The organism is Halosimplex halobium (assembly GCF_051414055.1).
GTDB classification, from domain to species: domain Archaea; phylum Halobacteriota; class Halobacteria; order Halobacteriales; family Haloarculaceae; genus Halosimplex; species Halosimplex halobium.
Genome location: NZ_JBLKNX010000013.1, coordinates 35,966 through 48,801, shown reverse-complemented (window position 1 = coordinate 48,801; position 12,836 = coordinate 35,966). Strand labels below are relative to the sequence as shown.

Genomic DNA, 12,836 nt, shown 5'->3' with positions numbered 1-12,836 from the left:
TGTCACTCAATAAATACTTCCGGTCGGTGAAACGGCTCCGGTTGTCACTCCGTTCGCGCCGACTCGGCGAGGTCGACTGCCAGGGCGGCCGCCTCGGTCGCCGTCTCGCCGAAGACGTAGGTCACGGGTTCGATGCCGAACGCGCCCTCGTGGTAGATGACGCGGGGGACGCCGCCGCGCTCGCGGAAGCCCGCGCGCAGGCGCTCGCCGCGGTCGTCGTAGTCGGCGTCGAACTCGAAGGGGTCGATCCCGCGCTCGCGGGCGGCGTCGAGCAGCACCTCGGAGGTGGCGAGGTTCAGGGCCCCCCGCACGTCGGAGTCGACGGCCATCGCCGCCCGGATCGTCTCGGCGACGCGCTGGGAGGCGCCGAACTCCGGGTCCGCGGGGACCATGATCCGGCCGTTGACCGCCTGGAGGCGCCCGGGGACGGCGGCCACGTCGGTCGCGTCGGCGGCGTCGGGGACCGCCGTACCGACGTTCGTGCCCACGTTCGGGACGTGCTCGGCCATCGCCGGTTCGTTCGCGACCCGGCGGGCCCCGCGGCGGACGGCCGCCAGCGCCTCCCGCTCGGCGAGGACCGCGTCGTCGGTCCCGCGGACGCACAGGTCACAGCCCAGCCCCTCCAGCGCGGGCATCTCCTCCTCGTGGACGGCACAGATTGGACCGCGGTCCTCGAAGGCGCGGACGAGGTCGAGCAACTCCGCGAGCGCCTCGTAGCCGTCCATCGAGCCGTCGGCGAACCCCTCGGCGACCGTCTCGACGGTCGCGACCATCCGCTCGTCGTCGGCGAACCGCTCCTCGACGGTCACGTCGCCCCGGAGGTACTTGCTCACCGCCGCCTGCGTGAGTCCGAGGCGCTCGGCGATCTCCTTCTGCGTGAACCCGCGGTCGTGCAACTCCGTCGCCAGCATCGCCCGCGCGGTCGGGAGGAACCGCTCGACCACGATCTCGCTGGGCAACCGCAGTGCCATACCACTGCTTGCTCCGGCCGCCGTATAAGCGCGTTGTACAACGACCCCGCTGCCCTCCCGGTTCGACCCCCGCTATCGCGCTCGTATTCAGTCGGTTGTACAAGCGAGTTATAACGAAAGGTGTTTTACCACTGGCTGGTAACACCAAGTGATATGAGCCAGGAAGGCTTCGACAAGTTCAGCGACGTCGGCGAGGCGGAAGTCACCCGAGCGATCGGCCAGGAGTGGACCGAGGAGTTCATGGACTTCTCGGACAGCGACGTGATCATCGTCGGCGGCGGCCCCTCGGGGCTGATGGCGGCGAAGGAGCTCTCCGAGCGGGGCGTCCAGACGATGGTCGTCGAGAAGAACAACTACCTCGGCGGCGGGTTCTGGCTCGGCGGGTTCCTGATGAACAAGGTCACCGTCCGCGATCCGGCCCAGCAGGTCCTCGACGAACTCGACGTGGACCACAAGCAGTCCAAGGACAGCGAGGGGCTGTACGTCGCCAACGGGCCCGAAGCGTGTTCGGGCCTCATCAAGGCCGCCTGCGACGCGGGCGCGAAGATGCAGAACATGACGGAGTTCACCGACATCGTCATCCGCGAGGACCACCGCGTCGGCGGCATCGTCATGAACTGGACGCCGGTCCACGCGCTGCCCCGCGAGATTACCTGCGTCGACCCCATCGCCGTCGAGGCCGATCTGGTCATCGACGCGACCGGCCACGACGCGATGGCCGTCAAGAAGCTCGACGAGCGCGGCGTCCTGAACGCGCCGGGCCTCGAAGAGGAAGCCAGCGGCATGGACCAGACCGACGACGACACCTACGGCGCCCCCGGCCACGACTCGCCCGGCCACGACTCGATGTGGGTCGGCGAGAGCGAGGACGCCGTCGTCGAGCACACCGGTCTCGCCCACGACGGCCTCGTCGTCACCGGCATGGCCACCGCGACGACCTACGGCCTGCCGCGCATGGGCCCGACCTTCGGCGCCATGCTCGTCTCCGGCAAGCGCGCCGCCCAGGTCGCGCTCGACGAACTCGAAGTCGACGCCGACCCGGTCGACCTGACGAGCCGCGACGCCGCGGCCCCGGCCGACGATTAGCGTAGCCAACTGAACACTCGTTTTGGCGCGTGCTGTCGCGCGCTTTCATGCGCGCGACGGAGCCGCGCGAGGGATGAGAAGCGCAGCCTGCGAGCATCGCAATCGGTTGGGGAGGTTCGTGGCCGTCTGCGGTGCTGTGCTGTTCCTGGCGGACTGAAAGGGCGAGGCGCGCTCGCGCTCGTCTAGTCGTCTGAGCGACCCCTATCCGCGCGGGCGGTGCGGAGAGCGCGGATATGTCGCTCAGCGACCGCGAGCGCGCCGAGGGCTTTCACCACTTGCTGTCTCCTGCGGTCGCAATGGCTGCTAGCGAGCGCGCCGAGGGCTTTCAACCTCTGCTGTCGCTCGCAGCCACTCGAACTCGCCACGAACAGATTCAGAGAAACCCGGCCTTCCCCCACTCGTAGAGTTGCTTCACAAAGTAGAGCGCGAACAGCAGGACGAGGATGGCCACGGCGCTCCGGGGCGGTCCCGCCGTCGTGACAGCGAACCCCCTCACATCGTTATCGGCCTCCAGTGCGATTGTAGGCCCTCCGCCGGCCACCATCGACAGACCTTCCCTGATGACCCCTCAACACACGAATAGTGACAGACGAGCCCGAGTACTGCCGACTCTGCGGCCAAAAGCTCCAGAAAGACCTCGCGGCGACGGACAGCCGGCAGTGCTGTCTCAACGCGACGCCCATCGCGGGCACCTGTCCCGAGCACGGGCCAGTCGGACCCCATCACGCGACGAGCGAGCCGACAGACCCGAGCTAACCCGCCCATTCACACCGCAGTCGGCCCGCCGACCGCGAACCGCGTCGTGGGTGTCGGCCCGACGAAGTGACCCAGATCCGACCGCGGAACACGCGCAGAGACCGATCCCGCGACCGCCAGTCGCTGCCCACACTTATTGTCCGCCGGACGGTTCCCTGACGTATGACGGACGACGGAACCGATTCGATAGTTGGCCGGATCCGGCGGACCGTGACCGGGCCGTCGGACGAGGAACTGGCCGAGCGACTCGAAGCGAAAGCGGACGAGTCGCCCGGAGAGGTCGACGAAGACGATGTCGACGACATCGCGGCGCTGCTGGGGCGCGACGACGAGGCGGTCGTCGGGCTCGCCCTCGGCGCCGCGGCGTCGCTGGCGGAGGAGCGCCCCAGCAGCGCCGCGACCCTCGCGCCGGAGGTCGTCGAGACCCTGTCGAACCGGCCAGCCGAGGAGTGGGGGGAGACGACGCTCGGCGAGGCCGACAGGGCCTTCATGAACGATCTGCTCGCGGGGTCGGTGCTGCTCGAACTCGCCGAGGCCGACCCCGACCACCTCTCGCCCGTCGTCGACGACCTGGCGGCGTTGATGGCTGCCGACGGCAGACTGGAACCCCACACGCTGTTCGCGCTCGCACGCGTCGCCGCCGAGGACCGCGCGGTCGACGTTCCGAGGACGGCGCTCGTCGAACCGATCGCGCGGACGCTCCGGTCGAGCGTCGAGGAGGAGGCCGAGACCGACGGGGAGCTCGGGAGCGGCCTCTCTCTCACCGTCGCGCCCCGGGAGACACAGGTCGAACTGCTCGGAAAGCTCGGCGATCCCGAGGGGCTCGACGCGCTCCGGTACGCCGAGGAACACACGGCCAACGAGGAACTGGCCGCGGCGGCCGCCGACGCTATCGACTCGATCGCCGACAGCGAGTGACCGCTCGGTCGCTCCACGGAAAGCAGGACCCCCGGCGGGCGCCGGCGGTCCACTCGCTCACTCCTCTGCCGGCTTGCCGAACGCAAAGAGCGTCATCGGCGTCTGCCCGCCGGCGTGGGGCGAGAGGGACTCCGCCACCTCGGTGTCGAAGAAGGTGAACCCGCGGCCGCCCAGCCCGAGGTGCGCGTAGGTCGCCAGGTAGAGCCGCCCGAGCGCGATCCCCGCCTCCAGTTGCGCGAGCCGGTAGCCGCGATTCCCGAACTCCGAGACGACGGCGTCCACGTCCGCCATCAGGTAGACGTTCACCGCCGCGTCGCCCACGACCGACTGCCCGAGCGCGAGGTGGCCGGCGGTCTCGCGGTCGGTCTCGCGGACCCACTCCAGTTCGTCCGTCCCGGGGTGGTACTCGTAGACGCCCGGGTCGATCCCCTCGACCGCGTGGACGAGACAGTAGCAGTCCACGAGCCCGCGCAGGTCGCCGGCGAAGGCGTCGGCGGGTACGCCGCGCATGGCGCGGTCCATCACCGTCGCGAATTTCCGGGCGCTGATCGACTCGTGACTGTACTCGCGGCAGGATCCGCGGCGCTCGATGGTCGCCCCGACCGGTCGCGCCGAGGCGGTCTCGCTGTCGACGGGGTCGAGAGCGATCCACTCCGCGTCGTCCGCGCGCTCGCCCAGCGAGGTGTCCGCGACCTCGTGGGCGACGGCGTCGCGCCACGACTCGGCGGCCGCCCCGCTCTCCAGCCGGCTCTGGCGCCAGGCGTCCGCGACCAGCGGATAGTCCACTGGGTCCTCCGAGAGCGGCCGTTCCGCGGGGTCGATAGGGTTCATTTCGGGCATCTCGGCGCTCTCGGGGGCCGGCGTCCCCGAGCCGACGGGGACGAGCGCCAGCGGCGCCTCGTCGTCGGGGTCGACCCCGAGCAACTCCGCCACGGGGTCGTCCGCGAAGCCCGCGACGACTTCCGCGCGGTGGCCGCCGCCGTGGGCGACCGCGAGCAGGTTCGCGAGGATCGTCCCCGAGTCCCAGAAGGCGTGGCGGTAGGTGCGCTCGCGGTACTTCCAGGCGTTGCGCCACCACTCCGACGCGGCGACGACGGTCACGGGCGCGTCGGCGACCCCGGCGTGGTCGCCGCTGGCCGCCGCCAGGACGCCCCGGTAGTCGCCCTCCCGGAGCACGTCGAACTCGCCGCCCTCGGGGTCGAAGTGGTAGACGCCCGGGTCGAACTCCCCGCAGTCGCCGGTGACGGCGTACAGGTCGACGTGGTAGAGCTTCCCCGTGCAGGCCGCGGCGCGGAACCGCATCTCCCGGCCGCCGATCTCCAGTTCCTTCGTGACCCCGGCGGCGTAGTGACAGAGCGTCGTGATGTCCGGGTCGCCGCCGGCGTCGGGCGCGGCGGCCGGCGGGTCCGCGCCGTCGGTCGCGACGGCGGCCAGCGCGGGCGTCTCGGGCGGGTCCGGGTCGCCGTCGGGCGACAGGCGGGGCAGGTCCTCGTAGACCTTGTACGGGCGGGGCCGGTTGGACTCGTCGAGTTCGAAGGACAGCTCGCGGAGTCGCTCCGGCGAGTGGTTCGTCCGCTCGTGGTACTCGCGGGCGTCGACCATGCCGGCGGTTCGACCGGCCGGACCTAACCGCTTGGGGTGATGTGCGACCGGGCGACAGGCCACCGCCACCGCGAACTGGCGGGCCGGCGAGAGGAGCGCTCAGTGGACCGACCAGATCCCGCGGGTGCGGTCGAGCCAGCTGCCGACGACGACGTGGGGGACGGCCACGCAGGCGACGAAGACGCTGTAGACGGCGACCCAGCCGACGGCGCTGGTCGGGGGTCGCGGGAGCCAGACGACCAGTCCGGCGAGGACGGCCAGGGCACCGACCCAGGGGAGCGCGCCGTCGCGGAGGACGCGCCGGACGGCGTCGGCCAGCGTCGCGTCGGGCGACCCGTCGGTCATGCGGGCGACCTGCCGGGTCGCGTACCAGCAGGGGAAGTACACGCCGACGGCGACGATGGGCGGGACGACGGCGAAGAAGGCGACCAGCAGGCCAACCTCGGCGGCCTCCGCGCGCCAGGCCGACGGGTCGGCGGTCCCCCGCGTGGCTGCGAGGTAGCCGAGGAGGAGGCCGGCGTAGCAGCCGCCGACGAACGCCCGGCGGACGGGGTCGAACAGCCAGCCGACCGCCGGGTCGCTCGCGAACAGCCCCGCCATCGCGTAGGCGACGGCGCTGAACACGCCCGGCGCGGCCAGGTACGGGACGACCATCACCGCGCCGCCCCGCACCGCCGCGCCGACGAACCGCGCCCGCCAGGTGCCCAGGCCCTCGCCCGAGCGCACCCGCTGCCGGACCGCGATCCCGCCGTGGCCCGCCTTGAGGACGGTGATCCCGACGGCGACGACCAGCCCTGCGACCGGCGCGACGACGAACAGCGCCAGCGCCGCGCCCAACAGCCCGACGTAGGCCGCGAGGTAGCGAAGTTGGAGCGACTCGCCGCGACCGCGGAGGTTGGCGACGTGCTCGAACCCGCCGTGGTAGAGGCTGACCGTCCCCATCAGGCCCAGGTACACCGCCGCCTGCGCGTCCAGCGGGAGGGTCACGCCGGCGTAGGTGGCGACCGCGAACGCGACCGTCAGCCACAGGAAGACGGCTCGCGACGCCCGCAGCAGGCGCCCGGTCGGTCCCGCCCGCTCGGCTCCCGGCAGCGAGAGTTCGGGGTCTGCGTGCGCCATCGGTGGATGTGGAGGACTGACATGGCTTAAAAACCGACCGGCGTTCCAGCCCGCTGGGAACGCGACCCGTGGGTGATAGGCGGCGAGTCCTCCCCCTCCGGTATGGCACGCGAATCGACAGAGGATCCGACCGCTCCGCCGACGCGGGAGACGACGCCCGAGGGGCCGGACCTGTCGGGCGACCCCCTGGCGGGCGAGCGGGTGACCGTCGTCGGCGGCGGGTTCGGTGGGCTCGCGACCGCTCCCATGCTGGCCGAACTCGGCGCCGACGTGACCGTCCTCGAGAAGAACGAGCGAGTCGGCGGCGTCGCCAACCGCATCGAGGCCGGCGGCTTCACCTTCGACACCGGGCCGTCGTGGTACCTGATGCCCGGCGTCTTCGAGCGGTACTTCGACTGCCTCGACCGCGAGCCCGCCGACTACTACGACCTCGACCGGCTCGACCCGCACTACCGGATCTTCTGGAAGGACGGCGACCGCGTCGACGTGCCGGACGACCCCGCCGCGGTTGCCGACATCTTCGAGTCCTACGAGGACGGCGCGGGCGAGGCCTTCCGCGAGTACCTCGACGAGGCGGAGTTCACCTACGAGGTCGGCATGGACCGGTTCGTCTACGAGGACCGCCCGCGACTCCGGGACTTCGCGGACCCCGACGTGGCGCGGTCGGCCCGCGGGATCGCCCTGCTGGGGTCGATGGCCGACCACGCCGCCGGCTACTTCGAGGACCCGAAGCTCCGCCAGCTCGTCCAGTACACGCTCGTCTTCCTCGGCGGCGCCCCCCACAACACTCCCGCGCTCTACAACCTCATGGCCCACGTCGACTTCGAACTCGGCGTCTTCTACCCCCGGGGCGGGATCTACAGCGTCGTCGAGGCGCTGGTCGAACTGGGCCGCGAGCGCGGCGTCGACTACCGGACCGAGACGACGGTGACGGCCATCGAAGACCGACCGCGCGGACTGGCGGTCTCGACCCGACCGAGCGACGAGGGAGACGCCGCGGCGACCGACCGCCACCGCGCGGACCGCGTGGTCTGCAACGCCAACCCGGCCCACGTCCAGCGCGAACTCCTCGGACCCGAGTACGGCCGCGGCGACGACTACTGGGCCGACCGCACGTACGCCCCGTCGGCGTACATGCTGTACCTCGGCGTCGAGGGTAACCTGCCGGAGCTGGAACACCACACGCTCGTCCTGCCGACCGACTGGGACGGCCACTTCGAGCGGATCTTCGACGACCCGGCCTGGCCCGAGGACCCGGCGTACTACGTGAACGTCCCCTCGCGGACCGACGACACGGTGGCTCCCGACGGCCACGAGACGGTGGTCGTCCTCGTTCCTATCGCGCCCGGACTGGACGACTCGCCCGAGCGCCGCGAGCGGTTCCGCGGACAGGTGCTCGACGACATCGCGGCCCACGCGGGCGTCGACCTGCGCGACCGGATCGCCGTCGAGCGGGAGGCCTGCGTCTCCGAGTTCGCCGAGTGGGTCAACGCCCCGCAGGGGACCGCGCTCGGGCTGGCCCACACGCTGTTCCAGACCGGACCGCTGCGGCCGTCACACCGCGGCGAGCCCGACGGGCTCTACTACGTCGGCGGCTACACGACGCCAGGCATCGGCGTCCCGATGTGTCTCATCAGCGCCGAGCACACCGCCGCGGCCGTCCGCGAGGACGCCGAAGCGGATCGCCGGATGCCCCCGCTGTGGTGACGGCGGATGCCGCCGTTCGGGCGACCGTCGACTCCCGCTCGTCGTCGGCCTCACGCTGGCTCGACGACCAGCATCTCGGTCGCGCCGGGCTGGAACTCGTAGGGCACCTCGCGGTACTCGACGGCGTGGCCGTCCGCCCGGAGCGCGTCGGCGACGGGCTCGACGAACGCCGAACGCGCCCGATCCAGCGAGTGCAGCGGGAAGACGCGGACCTCCTCGCGGGCGACGCGAGCGAGGTCCCGGACCGCGGCTTCGTGGAACGCCCGGTCCAGCCGGTCGTCGTAGGTGAAAAGCAGGTTCGAGACCAGCGCGAGGTCGACCGCGTCGTCCGCGACGGGGAGGGCCGGGAGCGCGCCCGTGACGTAGCGCTCGGGATGGGTCGCGTAGTCAGCGAGAAACCGCTCGGCCGCCGCGCGGAGGTACCACTCCCGGGCGTCCACGCCGCCGTAGAAGTCCCAGACGAAGAGATCCCGCTTCTCGCGGAGCTGGGCGACGTTGTACTCGATTGCATCGGTGAGTTCCGGTTCGAGGGCGTCGGGCGGCGGACCGAACAGGGGGTCGACCGCGACCGCCCGCTCGGCCAGTTCCGCCGCCGTCGCCGTGAACGCCCCCGCGCCCCCGCCGCAGTCCAGTAGCTCCCGCCCCGCGATGTCCCCGGCCCGCAGGTCGAACATCCGCCGGTACTCCGCGAACGTCCGACCGATCGTCAGGAAGTCGGCCTCGACTTCGAACTTCTTATTGTTCATAATTGTAGCCTGATGTTTCTATCTGTACATCGATGTATAGTATTTGCGAGTCAGGAACCCGCAGGTACTCGGCAACTGAGTGACCGGTCCGAATATAGTGTGTGAGTTCGTAGCACGACGTATGCCCGAGACGGCGACCAGAGAGCGGGAGTACGTCGGCTGCCCGGCGCCGGCGTGCAACCGGAAGGACAGGCGCAGCGTCATCAGGGAACACCTCGCGGAGCTGGACGACCAGCGCCACGAACGCTTCGACGGCAGTGAGATCTAGCGCTCGTCCCGAGCCGCAACGCGTTTTACCCGGTGGTACCACCGATTCGTATGGTCGACGAGGTCACGCTCTACCGCGCGCCGACGACGGCGGCCGACGCCGACGCGGTCGCCGAGTGGCTCCGCGAGCGCGTCGACGCCGACGTGGCGGTGCGCGACCGGTTTCTCTCCGTATACGGCGACGAGGACGGTGACGACGACCAGGACCTCGCGGAGTCGTTCGCCGAGGCGCGGGTGCTCTCGCCGTACGAGCGCGAGACCGGCAACACGATGGTCGGCATCGTCCGCTACGAGGAGCGGGCGATCGAGAACCCCGAGCGCGGCGGCGGCGTCATCTACGACGGGCTGCAGGTCCAGGAGATTCTGAACGGCCTGCTTCCGGACGAGGAACGCGGGCTCGACCACCTGCACGTCCCGCTGCTGGACCGCGTGGTGGGGACCTGGGGCGACCACGACGGCCGCTGGCACAAGCGGGTGAACGTCCTCGGCCAGCCGGGCGTCGTGTCGGTGCCGGGCCTCTACGAGGCGCCGGCCAAGCCCGAACAGTACTACAAGGAACAGCAGAAACACGCCCTGGTCTCCGGCGGCGCGCCGCCGCGGGAGGTCCTGGAGAACGAGGTCGAGGGGGAGTTCCTCGTCGAGGACGACCCCCGGACGACCGAGGCCGTTCGGGGCTACGTCCTCCAGTGCTACCACTACCTGGAGACCGGCGAGGGCTTCTGCGACGACGAGGACTGTCGGCTGACGAATCCCCACCGCCAGCCCGGCGTCGTTCGGGCACAGCTTCGGGACCCGGAGTTCTGTCCCGAACACGCGGAGCGATACCGGGTGTAGTTCCACTGGGAGCGCGCGGCGACCGACCGACTCCGGACCCTGTTTTCTTTCCCGCCGAGTGCGTCGGCCCGTCCGTCAGCCGTCCCGGACCGCCGCCCAGTCGGTGACGCCGGTCACCGTCCCGTTCGTCAGGTCCACCCGCGCCGTGTAGGCGAGTTCGCCGGACGGGGAGCGACGGATCTCGACGCTCGCCGCGCCGTCGACGTAGTCGCGCGACCGCTCGACGACGACAGACCCGTCCGACCCGCCGGTGACGTTCTCGACCCGGAACGTCCGGACCCCGCCGGAGCCGTTCGTCGACTGGACGGTCGCGTTCACCCGGGTCGCGGACCCGACGGTGAGTTTCCGTATCGGTTCGACCGCCAACTCGTGCCCGTCCATCGCGGCGAGCGCCCGCTGCACGGTTTCGTTCGACCGGGTGATCGACTTCGCGCGTCGGCGCTCGCGGTCGGTCAGCGGCGTGTCGGTGCTGACTCTGAACCGGCCGCTGTCGACCCGTTCGATCTCGACCCGGCTCGCCGAGGAGACGTTCGCGACCACCGTCGGGTCGCGGTCGGCGTCGGCGACGCTCACGTTCCGCTCCGAGACCACGAACGCCGCGCCGGGCTCGCCGGCGCCCGCGGGTCCGCCCGGGAACAGCGCAGCCCCGGCCGCCCCGAGTCCGACGCCGAGCGCTACTAGCCCGACGAGCAGAGCCGCCCGAGCCCGAGAGTCGGTCGTCCGCGTGCGGTCGTCGGTCGCCATCCCGTGATCGGTCGGTCGGAAGAGCCAATCAACCCGTCGATGAAACGCGTTCCGAACGCGTTGGAAACGCGTTCCACGGGCGTTTCAGCCCTCGTACGACGGGTTGAGAGCGATACGCATTTGGGGGTGTCCCCGGCTAGCGTCGGCCATGGACCCCCGCGCCCTCCACCCGCGACACCTCCTCGCCGCGGTCGCCGTCGTCGCCGCGGCGCTCGTGCTCGCCGTCCAGCTGATCTCGCCGTCCCCGGTCGTCGTCTCGATGGGTGGCGACGGCGCTCAGACCACCCGGATCGGGCAGTACTTCACGTACGGCGACGTGGCGGTGGTCGGCGTCTCGGCGGCGCTCCTCGGCGCGGCCGGCACGTACCTGCTGGTTGGCGGCCCCGACCAGTCCGGTACTGACCCCCACCAGTCCGATGGCGACCCCGACCGGCCGGACGACCGTGCCGGCGACCCGGTCCGATCCGCCGACGCCGGCGCGACACAGCCCGTCGCGGACGGCGCGACCCGCGCGGCGACCGCCGCGCCCGAACGCGCCGAGGGGGCGGCCGGCGACGACTCCGGGCGGGCGACCGCGGCCGATCCCAGGGCAGCGGACGCGGCCGACCCGGAGTCCCGCCGCGAGGAGTGGGAAGCGGCCGCGGAGCGGCTGACCGGCAACGAGGAGACCGTGTTCAGGCTCGTCCTCGACGCCGGTGGCGAGCTCCCCCAGCGGGAGATCGTCGAGGAGACCGACCTGTCGAAGGCGACGGTCAGCCGGACGCTCGACGCGCTCGAACACCGCGACCTCCTCGAGCGCAAGCGCCGCGGCATGGGGAACCTCGTCACCCTCATCTGATAGTTCGTCACGCTCGCCCGACCCGCTCGGCACGCTCACCCCACCCACGAAACGGCGGATTTCGGGCGTTTCGAACCGCTTCCGTCCCCTTTCCAATCAACGACTTTGAGGGCTTTCTCCGAAGGTGTCGCCGGGGCGACCGCCCCAGTGAGACGATGCGACGGAAACTATTCGCACTCGCGGCCGCCGCGGTGCTCGTCCTCGGGACGGGCAGCGTGGTGGCCGCGACCGCGACGGACTCGCCGGCCGCCCCCGCGACGGGGACGCCGGCGCCAGTCGAACCGCCCGAGAACTACACGGTCGAGACGGTCGACCCCGACGACGAACTCGACGCGGCGACGGTCGAGGACGCCTGGCGGACGGCGTGGGCGAACGAGAGCGTCCGCGACGCCGTCGACGGCGAGCGCGTCCGCTTCGAGGTGTGGGCGCCGGTCGACGACGGCGACCCGGTGTCGGTCTGGGTCGCGCGCAACGAGACGGCGCCGACCCGTGTCGTCGCCGACGTGTCTGACGGCTCGGTCGTCGACGTCCGCGAACCCGTCGTCGTGACCGCCGACGAGTTCGAACGGGACAAGATCGAGATCGAACGGGTCGGCAACGGGACGGTCCGGGTCGACTCCGGCGGCACCGCCGCGCCGAGCGGGACGAACGCGACGCGGCTGACGACCGACAGCGACGCGTTCGTCCAGCTATCGCTGAACGAGAGCGAGTACACGGTGGCGAACGCGTCGACCCCCGAACGGTGACCGGGCGGACCGCACACTACGATCCGCCTGCCGTCACTTCCGCCCGACGACCGACAACGGGCGGGTAACCAGCGAACGGCGCTACGCCAGCGCGACTGCGGCGCCGACGGCGAGACTCGCCAGCGCGAGGCCGGCGAGTGCGACCGTCGTCGTCCGGTCGCGCCGGTCGTCGGAGTCGTCGGCGTCGAACCCGCCGCGGCCGGTCAGGACGCCGACCCCGACGGCAACCGCCGAGAGGCCGCCGACGAGCGCCAGCGTCGTCCAGCGTTCGAATCCGTGCTGTGTGACTTCTCGCGCGGCCGTTCCGGCGAGGAAGACGCCGGTCGCTATCGGCGCTGCGCCTGTTGCTCTGTTGGAGGGCATCGTCTAGAATCTCCGCGCGGTTCCGAAAAATCCGGCGGCGCAGGAGCGTCCGCGGCACGCCCGCGCCCGGAGACGACGGCGGCGTCGGCGTGGACCGCTCACGCCGGCCCCGATCCGGCACGCACAAGAGGGGCGCCCG

14 protein-coding genes are annotated in these 12,836 nt (G+C 71.4%); 7 read left to right on the top strand and 7 right to left on the bottom strand.

Features of this window, described 5'->3' with window-relative positions:
* Positions 1-44: 44 nt before the first annotated feature.
* Complete coding sequence (locus tag ACMGFG_RS14245; protein WP_436930991.1) at positions 45-971, bottom strand: thiamine-phosphate synthase family protein; 927 nt, start codon at positions 969-971, stop codon at positions 45-47.
* 153 nt (positions 972-1,124) lie between these two features.
* On the opposite strand from ACMGFG_RS14245, the gene ACMGFG_RS14240 reads away from it, so the two are divergent.
* The gene (locus ACMGFG_RS14240; protein ID WP_135363983.1) at positions 1,125-2,057 is read left to right on the top strand and encodes a sulfide-dependent adenosine diphosphate thiazole synthase; all 933 of its coding nucleotides are present in this window, start codon (positions 1,125-1,127) and stop codon (positions 2,055-2,057) included.
* Between the two features lie 373 nt (positions 2,058-2,430).
* Here ACMGFG_RS14240 and ACMGFG_RS14235 read toward each other — a convergent pair whose 3' ends face one another.
* On the bottom strand, positions 2,431-2,553 hold the full coding sequence (locus ACMGFG_RS14235) for a hypothetical protein (protein WP_436930990.1): 123 nt from the start codon (positions 2,551-2,553) through the stop codon (positions 2,431-2,433).
* A 422-nt stretch (positions 2,554-2,975) separates the two neighbouring features.
* On the opposite strand from ACMGFG_RS14235, the gene ACMGFG_RS14230 reads away from it, so the two are divergent.
* Positions 2,976-3,731 (top strand): hypothetical protein, encoded by a 756-nt coding sequence (locus ACMGFG_RS14230; RefSeq protein WP_436930989.1) that lies wholly within the window; start codon positions 2,976-2,978, stop codon positions 3,729-3,731.
* A 57-nt stretch (positions 3,732-3,788) separates the two neighbouring features.
* On the opposite strand, the gene ACMGFG_RS14225 is transcribed toward ACMGFG_RS14230, so the two are convergent.
* Together ACMGFG_RS14225 and ACMGFG_RS14220 are read right to left on the bottom strand one after the other, a co-directional pair.
* Positions 3,789-5,333: a SagB/ThcOx family dehydrogenase gene (locus ACMGFG_RS14225; protein WP_436930988.1), complete on the bottom strand. Its 1,545-nt coding sequence runs from the start codon at positions 5,331-5,333 to the stop codon at positions 3,789-3,791.
* Between the two features lie 99 nt (positions 5,334-5,432).
* Complete coding sequence (locus ACMGFG_RS14220) at positions 5,433-6,452, bottom strand: Brp/Blh family beta-carotene 15,15'-dioxygenase (RefSeq protein ID WP_436930987.1); 1,020 nt, start codon at positions 6,450-6,452, stop codon at positions 5,433-5,435.
* A 102-nt stretch (positions 6,453-6,554) separates the two neighbouring features.
* Here ACMGFG_RS14220 and crtID point away from each other — a divergent pair, with 102 nt between their 5' ends.
* A complete protein-coding gene (gene crtID / locus ACMGFG_RS14215) occupies positions 6,555-8,159 on the top strand; it encodes a bifunctional phytoene desaturase/3,4-desaturase (RefSeq protein WP_436930986.1) in 1,605 nt (534 codons plus the stop codon).
* A gap of 50 nt (positions 8,160-8,209) precedes the next feature.
* Here the strand turns inward: crtID and ACMGFG_RS14210 are convergent, their stop codons facing one another.
* A complete protein-coding gene (locus tag ACMGFG_RS14210) occupies positions 8,210-8,905 on the bottom strand; it encodes a class I SAM-dependent methyltransferase (RefSeq protein ID WP_436930985.1) in 696 nt (231 codons plus the stop codon).
* A gap of 121 nt (positions 8,906-9,026) precedes the next feature.
* On the opposite strand from ACMGFG_RS14210, the gene ACMGFG_RS14205 reads away from it, so the two are divergent.
* Both ACMGFG_RS14205 and ACMGFG_RS14200 read left to right on the top strand, forming a co-directional pair.
* Positions 9,027-9,173, top strand: coding sequence for a hypothetical protein (locus ACMGFG_RS14205; RefSeq protein ID WP_167837336.1), 147 nt, complete (start codon positions 9,027-9,029; stop codon positions 9,171-9,173).
* Between the two features lie 50 nt (positions 9,174-9,223).
* Entirely contained in the window at positions 9,224-10,006 is a 783-nt protein-coding gene (locus ACMGFG_RS14200; protein ID WP_436930984.1) for a DUF7001 family protein, read from the top strand.
* Between the two features lie 75 nt (positions 10,007-10,081).
* Here ACMGFG_RS14200 and ACMGFG_RS14195 read toward each other — a convergent pair whose 3' ends face one another.
* Positions 10,082-10,750: a hypothetical protein gene (locus tag ACMGFG_RS14195; protein ID WP_436930983.1), complete on the bottom strand. Its 669-nt coding sequence runs from the start codon at positions 10,748-10,750 to the stop codon at positions 10,082-10,084.
* A gap of 148 nt (positions 10,751-10,898) precedes the next feature.
* On the opposite strand from ACMGFG_RS14195, the gene ACMGFG_RS14190 reads away from it, so the two are divergent.
* Positions 10,899-11,588: a helix-turn-helix transcriptional regulator gene (locus ACMGFG_RS14190; protein WP_436930982.1), complete on the top strand. Its 690-nt coding sequence runs from the start codon at positions 10,899-10,901 to the stop codon at positions 11,586-11,588.
* 155 nt (positions 11,589-11,743) lie between these two features.
* Positions 11,744-12,334: a hypothetical protein gene (locus ACMGFG_RS14185; RefSeq protein WP_436930981.1), complete on the top strand. Its 591-nt coding sequence runs from the start codon at positions 11,744-11,746 to the stop codon at positions 12,332-12,334.
* Between the two features lie 81 nt (positions 12,335-12,415).
* Here ACMGFG_RS14185 and ACMGFG_RS14180 read toward each other — a convergent pair whose 3' ends face one another.
* On the bottom strand, positions 12,416-12,697 hold the full coding sequence (locus ACMGFG_RS14180; protein WP_436930980.1) for a hypothetical protein: 282 nt from the start codon (positions 12,695-12,697) through the stop codon (positions 12,416-12,418).
* Between the last annotated feature and the right edge of the window lie 139 nt (positions 12,698-12,836).